We start from the raw sequence: 14,746 nt of genomic DNA, 5'->3' as shown, positions 1-14,746 counted from the left end.
AGACCCGGCCGCTCGTCCGTCCCGGCCGTGCTGCCGCCCTTCGTCACGAGTCCGCTCGCCAGCCCAGATGCAGGACGGCGACGTCGTCGGCCAGCCCCCCGTAGGGCGAGGCGCTCTCGGTGGCCTCGGCGACCAGGGCGTCGACGAAGGCCCGGGGCGGCAGCGCCCCGTGCCGACGGGCCATGGCCAGCAGCCCTTCCTCGCCGAGCCGGGACTGCGGCCCCGTGCGTCCCTCGAACAGGCCGTCGGTGAACAGGACGAGTTCGCTGTCCGGGAAGAGGTCCAGCTCCGTGACGGTCCAGCGGCCGACCCCGGGCAGGAGTCCCAACGCCATGCCGGCCTGGGGTTCCACCCAGCTGACGTCCGTACCGCGGCGCAGCAGCAGGCCGGGGTGACCGGCTCGCGCGATCCGCACCCGGTCCCGGCCCGGCGGGAAGACGAGTGCGGTGACGGTGGCGAAGACATGGGGGTCGGACCGCTCGGCGACCAGTATCTGCTCCAGGAGCCCGATCTTCTCGAGCTGGGTGACCCCGGTCAGCACGGCGGTGCGCCAGGCCACCCGCAGACAGACACCCAGCGCGGCCTCCGCGGCACCGTGCCCCGACACATCGCCGATCACGGCGTGCACCGCACCGTCGGCCGTCTGAATCACGTCGTAGAAGTCGCCGCTCAGCAGCCCGTGGGCGCGCCCCGCCTCGTAGCGTGCGGCCACACAGAAACTGTCGTCGCTCAGCAGGGGGATGGGCAGCAGCGCCCGTTCCAGCCGGGCGTTCTCTTGCGCTATCAGCTGGCTCGCCCGCATCGCGGACGCCGACCGCTCGGCCTGCTTGCGCTGGAGTGCGTAGCGGACCGCGCGGCCCAGCGCCTCGGGATCGATCCTGCCCTTGACGAGGTAGTCCTGGGCGCCGTGCGCCACGGCGGACAGCCCGGTCTCCGCCTCGGCCAGACCCGTCGTGACGACGATGGCGGCATCAGGTGCGGACTCGACGAGTTGTCTGACGGCATCGAGGCCGTGCACATCGGGCAGATGCAGATCCAGCAGGACACAGACCGGGGTGCGGCAGGACTGCAGGAAGCGCCGCGCCTCGGCCAGCGACTTGCACCAGGTGAGCGAGGAGTCCAGCTCACTGTCGGCCAGCAGTTCCTCGACGAGCAGAGCGTCCCCGGAGTCGTCCTCGACCAGAAGAATCGCGGCCGCGCCGACGTCCCAGGCGGACGCGGCGGCGGTGGCAAAGCCCTGCTGCGCGGGGAGCCCGGTGGGCTCCATCGCACGTACAGAGGTGCCCAACGGCATCTCGGCCACGCTCCACCCCCTCGACGGACGGCACGGGGCAACCCGTGCCGTAACGCCTGGAAGCATATGTGACCGATGCCCGGCTGGTCAGCCGGGCATCGGTCACAGAGTGTGCTCGTTTTCACGCCTCGATGCACATACCCGTACGCAGTCGCTGCACGATCCTGCTGAGCAGGCGTGAGACGTGCATCTGGGAGACGCCGAGCTCCGCACCGATCTGGGACTGCGTCATTTCCTGGCCGAAGCGCATCTGGACGATCTTCCGCTCCCGCTCGTCCAGTTGCTCGAGGAGCGGGGCCAGCGTATGCAGGTTCTCGACACTCTCCATGGCGGGGTCGTCCTCACCGAGGAGATCGGCGTACGAACGCTGGTCGTTGCCGGAGTCGCTGTCGGCGCTCGGGGTGTCCAACGAGCCGGCCGAGTAGCCGTTCGCCGCGACCAGCCCTTCGATGATCTCCTCCTCGGGGAGATCCAGATGAGCGGCGAGCTCCCGCACCGTGGGGTCGCGGTCGAGCTCGGCGGACAGGTGCTCCTTGGCCTTGGCGAGTTCGACGCGCAGTTCCTGGAGCCGGCGCGGGACGTGGACCGACCAGGTCGTGTCGCGGAAGAACCGCTTGATCTCACCGACGATGTACGGCACCGCGAAGGTGGCGAACTCCACCTCGCGGGAGAGGTCGAACCGGTCGATCGCCTTGATCAGGCCGATCGTGCCCACCTGGACGATGTCCTCGGTGTCGTCGCCGCCCCGGTTACGGAACCGCGAGGCGGCGAAGCGCACCAGCGAGAGATTCATCTCGATCAGCGTGTTGCGCGCGTACTGGTACTCGTGTGTGCCTTCCTCGAGGACCTGGAGCCGGTCGAAGAAGATCTTCGACATGGCCCGCGCGTCCTGGGGCGCGACCTTTCCCGTGTCCTTGATCTGCGGCAGTGAGGACTCCGCGGACCCCGAACCGGCCTCGTCGTACTGCGCCGTGGCTGTGCCGACTGCCTCGGTGTTTCGCACTGACATGGCCGTCATGGTGTCGCCCTCCCCTGGATCCGGTGTGGTGACGAGCGCTTGCCCCGGTATCCGGAATTGATGCCACCCGGTCCCGAGTTTTTTCTTCGTCGGCGGCGGGCCGAGGTGCTTGACGCCATCAGATGGAACGATATGTGTCGTTTCAGGGGGATTTGGCAAGCGCATTCTGAACCGGTGTGTGAGCCGCGCCTCATTCCGGGCACCTGTGGTGTTCCGGAAACAGAGGAGGGGCCCATGAGCGACACCGGCGCGGCTGGTGGGACGACCGTCACGACCAGGATCCCGGCCAGGCTGGACCGGCTCCCCTGGTCACGGTGGCACTGGATGATCGTGATCGGCCTCGGGACCGTCTGGATCCTCGACGGTCTCGAGGTCACGGTGGTCGGCAGCATCGCCAGCCGGCTGTCCGAGGACGGCAGCGGACTGGCCGTCACCGACGCCCAGGTCACCGGCATCGCCGCCGCGCTGTACGTGGCGGGCGCATGCTCCGGTGCACTGGTCTTCGGGTGGCTGACCGACCGCTTCGGGCGCAAGAAGCTCTTCATGATCACTCTCGCCGTCTACCTGGGCGCCACCGCGCTCACCGCGATCTCCTTCTCGGCGTGGTGGTTCTTCCTCTTCCGATTCCTGACCGGCTTCGGGATCGGCGGGGAGTACGCGGCGATCAACTCGGCCATCGACGAGCTGATCCCCAGCAAGTACCGGGGCCGTGTCGACCTCATCATCAACGGCAGCTTCTGGCTCGGGGCCGTGGCCGGATCCCTGCTCTCCGTCCTCGCGCTGAACACCGACATCTTTCCCCAGGACATCGGCTGGCGGCTCACGTTCGCCTTGGGCGTGGTCCTCGGGCTCGTCATCCTGCTGGTCCGCCGCCACGTACCGGAGAGCCCGCGCTGGATGTTCATCCACGGGCGCGACGAGGAGGCGGAACGGCTCGTCGACGGGGTGGAGCGGGAGGTCGAGGAGGAGACCGGACGCCCTCTGCCGCGCGCCGACCGGACCATCACCGTGCGCCGGCACCAGAGCGTCGGTTTCGGCCTGATCGCCCGCACCGTCTTCCGCTCCTATCCCCAACGGGCGGTTCTCGGGCTGGCACTCTTCATCGGGCAGGCATTCCTCTACAACGCCATCACCTTCGGATTCGGCTCGATCCTGGTGACGTTCTTCGACGTCTCCAGCGGGTCCACCGGCTACTTCTTCGCCGTCATCGCGTTCTGCAACTTCCTGGGGCCGCTCTTCCTCGGCCGGCTGTTCGACACGTTGGGGCGCAAGCCGATGATCGCAGGGACCTACATCCTCTCCGGGTTGCTGCTCTTCGCCACCGCCTGGCTCTTCGACGCGGGCTCGCTCAACGCCGTCACCATGACGGGCTGCTGGTGCCTGGTCCTCTTCTTCGCCTCCGCGGGTGCCAGCTCCGCCTACCTGACCGTCAGCGAGATCTTCCCGATGGAGACGAGGGCCATGGCCATCGCCTTCTTCTACGCCGTGGGCACGGCTGCCGGCGGGATCACGGGGCCCTTGGTCTTCGCGAACCTCACGTCCAGCGGCGTGGTCGGCGACACGGCCCTGGCCTTCTCCATCGGCGCCGGGCTGATGGTGGCCGCCGGCCTGGTCGCGCTCTTCTTCGCGGTCCCCGCCGCGCAGAAGTCCCTCGAGGACATCGCCACCCCGCTCTCCGCCGAGGAGAGGTAGAGGCGGGGGGGCGACCCGAACGGAGCAGCGCCCGACTCATGGCAGACTTGACCGGGGCATTCGGCCCGTAGCGCGCCGGCCCCCGCCGGCTCCCGGCCGGACCTCCTCCCCACCGAAGCCCGGCAGCGGCACGAGTGACGAGCAACAGAGGAACGGCAATGACGGTGACACAGGACAGCCAGGAGTTCGCTCCCGGTATCGACGAGTTCGGTCCCGGTATCGACCCGGAGCGGCTGGCCGTCTGCCTGAGCGTGCTCGACGAGCTGGACACCATCGAGGTCGACCACCCGGACGCCATCGCCGTACGCCGGGCCACCGCCGGCGTCTACCGCACCGTGAAGCAGCGCCGCCGCCAGGAGCGCCGGGCCGCCAAGACCGCGCACGACAAGGCCGTCACCGAGGCCACCGCGACCGGCTCCGCCGAGCGCATCGACGACGAGACGCAGGGCGTGCTCCCGTCGTCCTCGGCCACCGCCGAGATCGCGGGCATACTCCAGCGCCCCCGGTCCTGCTACATCTGCAAGACCCGTTACGTCGAGGTGGACGCCTTCTACCACCAGCTCTGCCAGACGTGCGCCGCGGAGAACCGGGCCCGGCGCGACGCCCGCACCGACCTCACCGGGCGACGGGCGCTGCTCACCGGCGGCCGGGCCAAGATCGGCATGTACATCGCGCTGCGGCTGCTGCGCGACGGCGCCCACACCACCATCACCACCCGCTTCCCCAACGACGCGATCCGCCGCTTCAAGGCGATGCCGGACAGCGACGAGTGGATCCACCGCCTGAAGATCGTCGGGATCGACCTGCGCGACCCGGCGCAGGTCGTCGCGCTCGCCGACTCCGTCGCCGCCGAGGGCCCGCTGGACATCCTGATCAACAACGCCGCGCAGACGGTGCGCCGCTCCCCGCAGGCCTACAGCGAGCTGCTGAGTGCCGAGTCCGCTCCGCTGCCCGCGGGCGAGCTTCCCGCGGCGCAGGTCATCGGCACCTTCGGCAGCGGCTCGGTCGACCGTGTCGCCGCGCTCCCCGCCGCCCGCAAGCAGGCCGAGGGCCTGAGCGCCCAGGACGTCACCGATCTCGCCCTGGTCACCGGATCCGCCTCTCCTGCCCGCATCGCCGCAGGCACGGCGATCGACGCGGGCGGTCTCGTGCCCGACCTGCACGACACCAACAGCTGGATCCAGACGGTCGAGGAGGTCGAGCCGATCGAGCTCCTCGAGGTCCAGCTCTGCAACTCGACGGCGCCGTTCATCCTGATCAGCCGGCTCCGCCCGGCGATGGCCGCGGCGACGAAGCGCGCCTACGTGGTGAACGTGTCCGCGATGGAGGGCGTCTTCAGCCGTGGGTACAAGGGTGCGGGCCACCCGCACACCAACATGGCCAAGGCCGCCCTGAACATGCTCACGCGCACCAGCGCCCAGGAGATGTTCGAGAAGGACCGCATCCTCATGACGGCCGTCGACACGGGCTGGATCACCGACGAGCGCCCGCACCCCGACAAGATCCGCCTCGCCGAGGAGGGCTTCCACGCCCCGCTCGACCTCATCGACGGCGCCGCCCGGGTCTACGACCCGATCGTGCGCGGCGAAGAGGGCGAGGAGCTCTACGGCTGCTTCCTGAAGGACTACGCGCCCGCGGGCTGGTGACCGCACCCACCCTTCGCGCGCGGATCAGGCAGGACAGAGCGAGAACGGCGGCGGCCCACACCCATGGGCCGCCGCCGCTTTTGTCCCGCTGTGTGATTCCTGAGGAACAAGTGGTGACCCCCGCTGGCTGAAAGTGACCCAGGCCACACGTTCTGTCGAGCGGGATCTCGCTCATTTGGTTACTCTGAATTGAACGGACGCCACCAAGGGATCCACAAAACTTCCTCGGCCGTCCTGGGACAGGTCTGTAAGCAGGCCGCCGTCCCGCCCCGTACCGGCGCCACCGCGACCGAACTGTTTCTGCCCCTGCCCCGCAGAGGGCGGTCGATACACGGTTCTCACACCGCAGCGTCGCCACCGCCCGGGGTTACGCGACACAAAGGAGTCCGCGGTGACACCTGAAATGACGAAGAGCGAGCAGCGCCCCGCCGAACGGACCGGAGCGCGGGCCCATCGGCCCGAGAAGCTCCGGAACATCGAGGTCTGGGCCAGGTCGGCGCCGATCAGGCTGGCCGGTTACGAGGACGATCTCGCCGAGCCGCACATCCTGCCCGGCATCGACTGACCGCTCGCGCCACAGCGTCGTACAGAGCTGAGCCCCGGCCCCCGCATCGGAACCCGCGGGGGCCGGGGCATTCTCATGTCCGCCCCCGGGGCCGCAGCGGAACGGGCCTGGCCACCGGGCGCATGAAGTCCCGTACGTAGGTCCGCTCCCACCAGCAGCCCGTGGCGCGCAACTCCCGCAGGTCCGTGTACCGGTAGTAGAAGACCCGGGCGCGGACATGGGCGGGCGGGGTGCCGGGGAAGGGGTTGTGCCGCAGCAGCCGCAGGGTGTCCCGGTCGCCCTGCAGCAGCCGTTCGACGAACGGCCCGAACCAGGACCGGGCGTACGCGGGGGAGAGCGCCGCGAACCACATCATCCAGTCGAGGCGCAGATGGTACGGGGCGAACTGGCGGGGCATCCGGTGCGGGTCGCCCGGCTTCCCGCGGAAGCCGTACTCCTGCCAGTGAGTGCCTTCGTGGATCACCGCCTCGTCGGTCCCCTCGACCATGACCTCGAGCCGCATCCTGCTGATGCTCCCGAAGGCTCCGTAGGTGTTGACCAGGTGGAGCGGGTCGAAGGACCGGTTCATGACCTGGCGGCGGGAGAGGAGATTGCGTGCCGGACGGTAGCTGAGCACCAGCACGAGGACCGTCACCGCCATGACCACGACCTCGTACCAGAGGGGTGGCGCGGACTGCTCGGGTGGCGGGCCGGCGAGCGGGGACCAGTCGATCGCGGCGAGGGCGAGGGTGATGGTCAGCCAGTTCAGCCAGGCGAAGTTCCCCGACAGCACCAGCCACAGCTGGGTGACCACCATGAGGCTCCCCGCGATGCTCGCCACGGGCTGCGGGGTGAACAGCAGGAAGGGCACCACGAGCTGGGTGACATGGTTGGCGGCCACCTCGACCCGGTGGGCGGGCTTCGGCAAGTGGTGGAAGAACCAGCTCAGCGGCCCCGGCATCGGCTGCGTCTCGTGGTGGAAATCCAGACAGGTCAGACGTCTCCAGCACGAGTCGCCCCGGATCTTGATGAGGCCGGCGCCGAATTCGACCCTGAAGAGCAGCCAGCGCAGCAGCCACAGCAGCAGGACCGGGGCCGCATGGTCGGCGTTCCCGAGGAACACGGCGAGGAAGCCCGTCTCCAGCAGGAGGGACTCCCAGCCGAAGCCGTACCAGACCTGCCCGACCTGGACGATCGACAGGTACAGCACCCAGGGCACCGCCCACAGCACCATGGCCGCCCACAGCGGAAGGAACGCGTCCAGGCCCGCGAGGAGGGCGAGCGAGACCGCGCAGCCCGTCCAGGCGACGAGCGCGAAGAAGCGGTCGGAGTAGTGGAGGCGGAACAGGCCGGGCGCGGCCCGCCAGGGGGTGCGCCGCAGCAGCTCGGGCACGGGGAGCATGCCCCGTGACCCGATCAGCGCCCGGAACTGGAGGACCGCCGACAGGAACGCGACCAGGTACACGGCGGCGAGAGCCCGCTGGAAGACCAGCCGGCTGAGCCAGTACCCGTCTGCGGTGAACCACTCCATCGCTTCCAGTATCGGCTCATCGGCCCGCGAGCACGCTCCGGCGCAGCGTGTTGCCCAGCCGGCGCGCGTACAGCCGCTGGAACACCGGCACGAGGGGGCCGGCGAGCCGGGCGTACCAGGAGGCGGGTCGGGAGAAGGCCATGACGGTGAACCACACCGTGCCGTCGTCCGCCAGGTCCACCACGAAGCACTCCTCGCCCAGTTCCGGGTGCCGGGCCGTGGTGCCGTAGCCGAAGCCGATGCGCCCCGGCTCGTACGCGGTCCAGACGACCTCGCAGTGCGCGGTCACACGGAACGGCCCCATGCCCAGCGACATCGCGACGGACTCTCCTTCGGCCGCCCGCTCGGCGGAGGCGTTCACCCGGGTTCCTGCCCCGCGGTGCATCCGCCATTCGGTGACGGCGGCGCCCGCGGCCTCGAAGTCGGAGCGGCCGCGGCCCACGGCGGTCCGGTGGTGCAGGTGGTGGTAGCCCTGCGGGAGCGGCCCCAGGCGGGTGGCTCCGACCTCTGGGTACGTCAGAGTGGTCATGCGGTCCTGCCTTCCGGGTGGGTGCGGTCCTGGATGCGGCGCCAGGCGAGCAGCGAGCAGAGGGTGAAGCCCAGTGCGTTGCCCAGTCCATGGGTGGCGGCCATCCACGTCAGAGTGGGGTGGGGCAGTCCCGTTGCCTCGCCGAGTGCCCAGCTCAGCGCGAGCACCATGGTCGCCACGAGTACGGCGGCCGAGGTGGCGAGAAGGACGCGGGTCGCACGGTCCCGCCCGCCGCGAGCGGTGCGCCACGTCAGAAGGGCGACCGTCCACATCCCGGCGGTCAGCACCACGGCACCGGCCAGCTCCGCCCAGTCGCCGACGAAGTAGCCGACGAGGACGAGCAGGGTGCCCAGGGGCACGCTCAGGGCGGCGAAGCGGCCGGCCGCCCCGTCGGCGCCCCGGCAGACGAGACCCGCGACCAGGGCCGCGGCGAAGCCGGCGAAGTGGAAGTGCGGCACGGTCAGTGCCAGGATGCCGAGCCCGAAGCCGAACAGTTCGTGGCCCGCACGCTCCGCGACGAGGGCGAGCGCGGCGACCGACGGGGTGACCAGAGCGGTGAGCAGGGCGATCTCCGCGGGGCGGATGCTGCGGGTCCGGGCCAGGCGCCACGGGGCGTGTGCCGCGAGGACAAGCGCCCCCAGGGCGTAGCAGCAGGCGAGCACGGTGGCCGTGGCTCCGCGCGGCAGCCACATGGCCACGGCGCCGGGTACCGCGAAGAGCGGCCACGGACGCCGTATCCGGTCGAATGCCGGGTCACCGACGAGCCCCAGGCCCGTCGGCACGATGACCAGCATGCCCAGCATGACGATGAGACCGACCAGCACGGACATCGCGCCCACCCCCGATTTCACGCCACCTTGAACGTGTTCAATTGCTGTCGTACTGAGAATATGCTTTTTCTTGAACGCGTTCAAGGTGGACGGATCGGTCGAGGAATCGGACAAATAATGGCAGAGTGGCGCACATGGATGATCGGGTAGCGGGTGCCCTGTCACTCCCGGACGACTGGCCCGCCCACCCGGACCTCAGCCTCGCCCTGAACCGAATGGGCAGCTTCGACTGGGACCTGGACAGCGGCCTCATGCACATGGACCAGCCCGCTCTCGACGTGTTCGACCTGCGCCCCGACGAGTACGACGACCGTCCCGCCTCCCTCGGCCAACGCGTTCCCACCGACGAGGCGATCAGGCTCGACGGCATGGTCTCGCAGGCTCTCAAGAGCGGGCGCAGCAACTACGGTGCCTACTTCCGCGTCATGCGGCGCGACGGCACGCTGCGCTGGACCCATACCCAGGGCTTCATCCGCCGGGACGGCACCGGCAGACCGCGGCGCATCATCGGCATCGTGCGCGACGCCACCCAGGAGCTGGCCGATTCCACCGCCCGCCGGGAAGTGGACCAGGAGCGGCGGCGCCGGACCAGTCTGGTGGAGGGCACCACGGCCGCGCTGGCCCACGCCCGCACCGTCAAGGACGTCACCGACGTCCTGAAGAACTCCCAGGGCCTGGCCAACCTCGGCGCCACCAGCCTGGTCATGGGTCTGCTGGAGTCCGGCCGCATCCACCTCGTGGCCGACGGGCCCGAGGGGGCCTATGTGCCGGGAACCCGTTACACCCGGACGGACGAGCCCTACCCGATGAGCGAGGTGATCCGCACACTCGCGCCCCGATTCATCGAGTCCGCCGAGGACTTCGCGACCACGTACCCGATCCTCTGGCCCCACATCAGCCACCTCGGCATCACCGCCGCCGCCTACCTGCCGCTCATCGCCCAGGCCCGCCCGATCGGCGCACTCGGCCTCCTCTACGGCAACAAGGCGGGCTTCACGGCCGATGAGCGGAACCTGCTCGTGGCGCTCGGCAGCTCGATCGCCCAGAGCCTGCAGCGGGCGATGCTCTACGAGCAGGAACACGATCTCGCCGAGGGTCTCCAGCAGGCGATGCTTCCGCGTCAAATCCCCGAGGTCCCCGGAGCGCAGGTCGCCGTCCGCTACCGCTCCGCGCGGCTCGGCCGGGACATCGGCGGCGACTGGTACGACGTCATCTCGCTGCCCGGCGGGCGGGTCGGTGCCGTCATCGGAGACGTACAGGGGCACGACACGCATGCCGCCGCGGTCATGGGGCAGCTCCGGATCGTGCTGCGCGCCTACGCGGCCGAGGGGCACAGCCCCGCCACGGTGATGGCGCGGGCCTCCGTCTTCCTCCACGAGCTCGACACCGACCGCTTCGCGACGTGCACGTACGCCGAGATCGACCTGAGCTCCGGGGTGGTGCAGCTGGTCCGGGCGGGCCATGTCGACCCGCTCGTACGCGACGTCGACGGCAGCTGCCGCAGGCTGCCCGTCGAGGGCGGCCTGCCGCTGGGACTCTCGGCGGAGTTCGGACGTCTCGAATACCCGGTCAGCACCGTCGAGCTCGACCCGGGCCAGACGCTGCTGCTGTACACCGACGGCCTGGTCGAGCTGCCCGGGGCCGACCTCGACGAGGGCATGCAGCTGCTGACCTCCACGGTGCACAACGGCCCGCAGGACATCCAGCAGCTGGCCGACCGGCTCTGCGACGTCGTCGACGAGCGGGGCGGCGAGGACGACGTGGCGATGCTGCTGCTGCGCCGCAGGGCCGCGCACGCACCCCACCCGGGCGGAAGGCTCCAGCAGCACGTCGCGCAGAACGACCCTGAGGCGTTGAGTTCCTCCCGCCACATGATCCGGGCTGCGGTGCGCGCCTGGGGGGCGAAGGACCGGGCGGACGAGGTCGAGCTGGCCGCGGACGAGCTGATCACCAACGCGCTGATGCACACCGACGGCGGCGCGATCGTCACCATCCGGGTGCTCACCGGCCCGGAACGCCGCCTCCGGGTCGATGTGGAGGACCGGTCCAGCGCACTGCCGCGGCGCAGGGACGCGGGGGAGTCCGGGGTCTCGGGCCGTGGGCTGATGCTCGTCGACCGACTGTCCGACGTGTGGGGCGTGGAGTCCCGCGGCAACGGCAAATGCGTGTGGTGCGAGTTCGTCATCCCGGAGCGCGGGTCGCGGGAGGGCCGCCGCGACGCGAGGATGTAACAGCACGTAACACGTCCATGCTTGACCGTAACCGATCACCAGCGATTGACTGCGATCCTGCAGTTCTGCTGTCGATGACACGAGGCCCCGTTGAGTACCGAGCTCCTTGCACCGCTTGATCTGGCTTTCTGGCACCTCGAATCCGACGCCCACCCGATGCACCTGGGCGCGCTCGCCGTCTTCTCCCCGGCGCCCGGAGTGGGTCCGCAGGACCTGCTGGCTCTGCTGGGGGAGCGCGCTGCCGCGATTCCGCGGCTCCGCATGAGGGTGCGGGACGTCCTGCTGCCCGTGGGCGGGGCCGCCTGGTTCACCGACAAGGACTTCGATGTGCACCGGCACGTCCGCCGGGTGGTCCTGGGGGAGGGCGACTTCATGGCGGAGGCGACCCGGCTGGCGGGCGAGCTCATGGAGCAGCCGCTCGAACGCGGCCTGCCGCCCTGGCAGATGTACCTCCTGAGCGGTGCCGGCGGCGGCCCGTTCGCCGTGCTGGTGAAGCTGCACCACGCGCTCGCCGACGGGATGCGCGCCGTGGCCATCGGGGCCGGGATCTTCGACCAGATCGCCGCCGCCGGATCGGGGCGCGGCGCCGCGCGGCGCAGGACACCGGTGCCCCCGCGCTCCTGGTTGCCCGGCCCGCACAAGGTGGCGGGCGCGGCACTGGACCGCATCGGGGACGTCGGCCGGGCGCTGGGGGTCGGTGCCTCGGTCGTCCGGGCCAGCCGACTCGACATGCGCGGCTCGACCGTTCTGACCGCGAGCTCCAGCGGCACCCGACGCCTGGCCACCGCCGAACTCGACGCCGAGACGGTCCAGCGGATCCGCAGGGCCGAGGGCGGCACGGCCAACGACGTCCTGCTCGCCGTGGTCGCCGGTGCGCTGCGCCGCTGGATGCTCGAACGCGGCGAGCAGCTCCCCGGCGCCGACCCGCGCGCGCTGGTCCCCGTCTCCCGGCGCCGACCGCACGGTGCGGCCACCGGCAACCGTCTCTCCGCCTACCTGCTCGGCCTCCCGGTCGGGGAACCGCGCGGCCGCGAGCGGCTGCGTCTGGTCCGCAGCGGTATGGACCGGAACAAGGCCGCGGGCCCGATGCGCGGTGCGGGCGCGGTGGCCGTGCTCGCCGATCAGCTGCCCGCCCTGGCCCACCGGTTCGGTGCTCCGCTGGCCGGGAACGCGGCACGGATGCTCTTCGACGTCCTGGTCACCAGCGTTCCCCTGCCTCGCTCGGCGCTCTCGCTCGGCGGCTGCCCGCTCAGCGCGGTCTACCCGATGGCCCCCCTGGCCCGCGGGCAGTCACTCGCCGTCGCCCTGTCCACGTACGGCGGGCGGGTGCAGGTCGGGCTGGTGGCCGACGGCAAGGCGCTGCCCGACCTCGACCGGCTGGCGGTGGCCGTCCAGGACGAGCTGGCGGAGCTGCAGTCGCTGGTCGTGCCCGTCGTGCCTGCCCCGTCCTAGGGCGAACTTCCGAGGACCGCCAACCGGTTCGCCGTGGATAGATCGGACAACTTGAAGGGAAAGCAGTGCGTCGGAGCCGTCACGGGAGTTGACGCATGCAAGTGATCCGATGAATATTCGCAGTGCAGTGCACCGGCGATCATCGGCGAGGACGGCAGAGGCATGCGGCGCATCGGGCTCGGACCGGACACGACACCGCCCATGGGGATCATCGACGCCCACCATCACGTCTGGGACCTCGCCGTACGGGACCAGAACTGGATCACGGGTGAGGAACTCGCCCCGATCCGCCGCACTTTCACCCTCGCCGACCTGGAGCCGGAGGCACGCGCCGCGGGTGTGCGGGCCACCGTCCTCGTCCAGACCGTCACCGTCGCGGAGGAGACCCCCGAGTTCCTCGGACTCGCAGCAGGCAGCGGTCTCGTCGCGGGCGTCGTCGGGTGGACCGACCTCACCGCACCGGACGTCGACGAGACGCTCGCCGCCCTGCGCGCCCTGCCCGGCGGCGACCTGCTCGTCGGAATCCGCCACCAGGTCCAGGGCGAACCCGACCCCGAGTGGCTGCTGCGCCCCGACGTCCTTCGCGGACTCGGGGCCGTCGCGGAGGCCGGACTCGTCTACGACCTGATCGTCCTGCCGCACCAACTGCCCGCCGCCGTCCGGGCCGCCGCCCTGCTGCCCGGACTCACCTTCGTACTCGACCACGCAGGCAAACCGCCCGTGGCACAGGGGCGTACGCACCCGTGGGCCGACGGGCTCCGGGATCTGGCCGCGTTGCCCAACACCGTGTGCAAACTCTCCGGCCTGGTCACCGAGGCGGACCCGCGCTCCTGGACGGTCGAGGACCTGCGCCCCTATGCCGACACCGTCATCGGCGCGTTCGGACCCGACCGGCTGATGTTCGGATCCGACTGGCCCGTGTGCCGGCTCGCCGCGTCGTACGCCGATGTCGTCGACGCGGCCCGGGTACTGACCGGCGGTCTCGGCGACGACGAGCAGCGGTCGGTCTTCGCCGCCACCGCACACCGTGTCTACGGCCTGGCGGAAGCTGCCGGCTGAAGGTGCGCCGCGCCACTGCGCGGGCGTCGTCCGGTCCGCTGCGGCAGGCTGGTGTCATGCCCGAACTGCCCGAAGTCGAAGCACTGCGGGACTTCCTCGTCGACCACCTGGTCGGCAAGGAGATCGCCCGCGTCCTGCCTCTCGCGATCAGTGTTCTCAAGACGTACGACCCGCCGATCACCGCCCTGGAGGGCGCGACCGTCACCTCCGTGGCCAGGCACGGCAAATTCCTGGACATCACGGCAGGACCGCTCCATCTGCTGACCCACCTCGCCCGGGCCGGCTGGCTGCAGTGGAAGGACAGCTTCCCCGCCGCACCGCCCCGGCCGGGGAAAGGCCCTCTGGCCCTGCGCCTGATCCTCGCCGGTGGCGACGGGTTCGACCTCACGGAGATGGGGACGACCAAGCGCCTCGCGGTCCACCTGGTACGCGACCCGGCGGACGTGCCGGGTGTCGCACGCCTCGGACCCGATCCGCTGGCCGACTCCTTCGACCGGGACGCGTTCGCCCGGCTGCTCGGCGGGGAACGGCGGCAGATCAAGGGAGCCCTGCGCGACCAGTCCCTGATCGCGGGCATCGGCAACGCCTACAGCGACGAGATCCTGCACGTCGCGAAGATGTCCCCGTTCAAACTCACCACGAGCCTCGGCGACGCCGACATCAGCCATCTGTACACGGCGATGCGAACCACCCTCCAGGAAGCCGTCGAACGTTCCCGGGGCGTCGCCGCCGGGAGGCTCAAAGCCGAGAAGAAGAGCAACATGCGCGTCCACGGGCGTGCGGGTCAGCCGTGCCCCGTCTGCGGTGACACCGTGCTGGAGGTGTCGTTCAGCGACTCCTCGCTGCAGTACTGCCCCACCTGTCAGACCGGCGGCAAGCCCCTCGCCGACCGGCGCCTGTCCCGCCTGCTCAAATAGCGG

At 70.5% G+C, this 14,746-nt stretch carries 12 protein-coding genes; 7 read left to right on the top strand and 5 right to left on the bottom strand.

The window, feature by feature from the left end; translation table 11 throughout:
- Positions 1-43 precede the first annotated feature (43 nt).
- Positions 44-1,267, bottom strand: a complete 1,224-nt coding sequence (locus OG844_RS13630) for a PP2C family protein-serine/threonine phosphatase (RefSeq protein WP_406396116.1) — start codon at positions 1,265-1,267, stop codon at positions 44-46.
- A gap of 148 nt (positions 1,268-1,415) precedes the next feature.
- On the bottom strand, positions 1,416-2,312 hold the full coding sequence (locus tag OG844_RS13625) for an RNA polymerase sigma factor SigF (RefSeq protein ID WP_406390238.1): 897 nt from the start codon (positions 2,310-2,312) through the stop codon (positions 1,416-1,418).
- 234 nt (positions 2,313-2,546) lie between these two features.
- Between OG844_RS13625 and OG844_RS13620 the strand changes: the two genes are divergently transcribed.
- From OG844_RS13620 to OG844_RS13610, 3 genes are all read left to right on the top strand, one after another.
- On the top strand, positions 2,547-4,004 hold the full coding sequence (locus OG844_RS13620; protein WP_406390237.1) for an MFS transporter: 1,458 nt from the start codon (positions 2,547-2,549) through the stop codon (positions 4,002-4,004).
- Positions 4,005-4,162: 158 nt separating this feature from the next.
- Complete coding sequence (locus OG844_RS13615) at positions 4,163-5,650, top strand: SDR family NAD(P)-dependent oxidoreductase (RefSeq protein ID WP_406390235.1); 1,488 nt, start codon at positions 4,163-4,165, stop codon at positions 5,648-5,650.
- 391 nt (positions 5,651-6,041) lie between these two features.
- Complete coding sequence (locus OG844_RS13610; protein WP_329215559.1) at positions 6,042-6,215, top strand: hypothetical protein; 174 nt, start codon at positions 6,042-6,044, stop codon at positions 6,213-6,215.
- Between the two features lie 73 nt (positions 6,216-6,288).
- Here OG844_RS13610 and OG844_RS13605 read toward each other — a convergent pair whose 3' ends face one another.
- The 3 genes from OG844_RS13605 to OG844_RS13595 are packed head-to-tail and all read right to left on the bottom strand — an operon-like array spanning position 6,289 to position 9,084.
- Positions 6,289-7,725: a lipase maturation factor family protein gene (locus OG844_RS13605; protein ID WP_406390234.1), complete on the bottom strand. Its 1,437-nt coding sequence runs from the start codon at positions 7,723-7,725 to the stop codon at positions 6,289-6,291.
- A gap of 16 nt (positions 7,726-7,741) precedes the next feature.
- The gene (locus OG844_RS13600; RefSeq protein WP_406390233.1) at positions 7,742-8,254 is read right to left on the bottom strand and encodes a DUF1990 family protein; all 513 of its coding nucleotides are present in this window, start codon (positions 8,252-8,254) and stop codon (positions 7,742-7,744) included.
- Positions 8,251-9,084: a YndJ family protein gene (locus OG844_RS13595; protein ID WP_406396114.1), complete on the bottom strand. Its 834-nt coding sequence runs from the start codon at positions 9,082-9,084 to the stop codon at positions 8,251-8,253. The genes OG844_RS13600 and OG844_RS13595 overlap by 4 nt, the downstream gene beginning before the upstream one ends.
- A 134-nt stretch (positions 9,085-9,218) precedes the next feature.
- Here OG844_RS13595 and OG844_RS13590 point away from each other — a divergent pair, with 134 nt between their 5' ends.
- The 4 genes from OG844_RS13590 to OG844_RS13575 all read left to right on the top strand — a co-directional run bounded on the left by OG844_RS13590 (position 9,219) and on the right by OG844_RS13575 (position 14,743).
- Positions 9,219-11,315 carry a SpoIIE family protein phosphatase gene (locus OG844_RS13590; protein ID WP_406390232.1) on the top strand — a complete coding sequence of 699 codons (2,097 nt, stop codon included), beginning with the start codon at positions 9,219-9,221 and terminating at the stop codon, positions 11,313-11,315.
- A gap of 90 nt (positions 11,316-11,405) precedes the next feature.
- A complete protein-coding gene (locus OG844_RS13585; RefSeq protein WP_406390230.1) occupies positions 11,406-12,767 on the top strand; it encodes a wax ester/triacylglycerol synthase family O-acyltransferase in 1,362 nt (453 codons plus the stop codon).
- 162 nt (positions 12,768-12,929) lie between these two features.
- A complete protein-coding gene (locus OG844_RS13580; protein ID WP_406390229.1) occupies positions 12,930-13,826 on the top strand; it encodes an amidohydrolase family protein in 897 nt (298 codons plus the stop codon).
- A 56-nt stretch (positions 13,827-13,882) separates the two neighbouring features.
- Positions 13,883-14,743: an Fpg/Nei family DNA glycosylase gene (locus OG844_RS13575; protein WP_406390227.1), complete on the top strand. Its 861-nt coding sequence runs from the start codon at positions 13,883-13,885 to the stop codon at positions 14,741-14,743.
- Positions 14,744-14,746: the final 3 nt, after the last annotated feature.

This window comes from Streptomyces sp. NBC_00887 (assembly GCF_045207585.1).
This window is presented reverse-complemented; position numbering and strand designations above follow the sequence as displayed.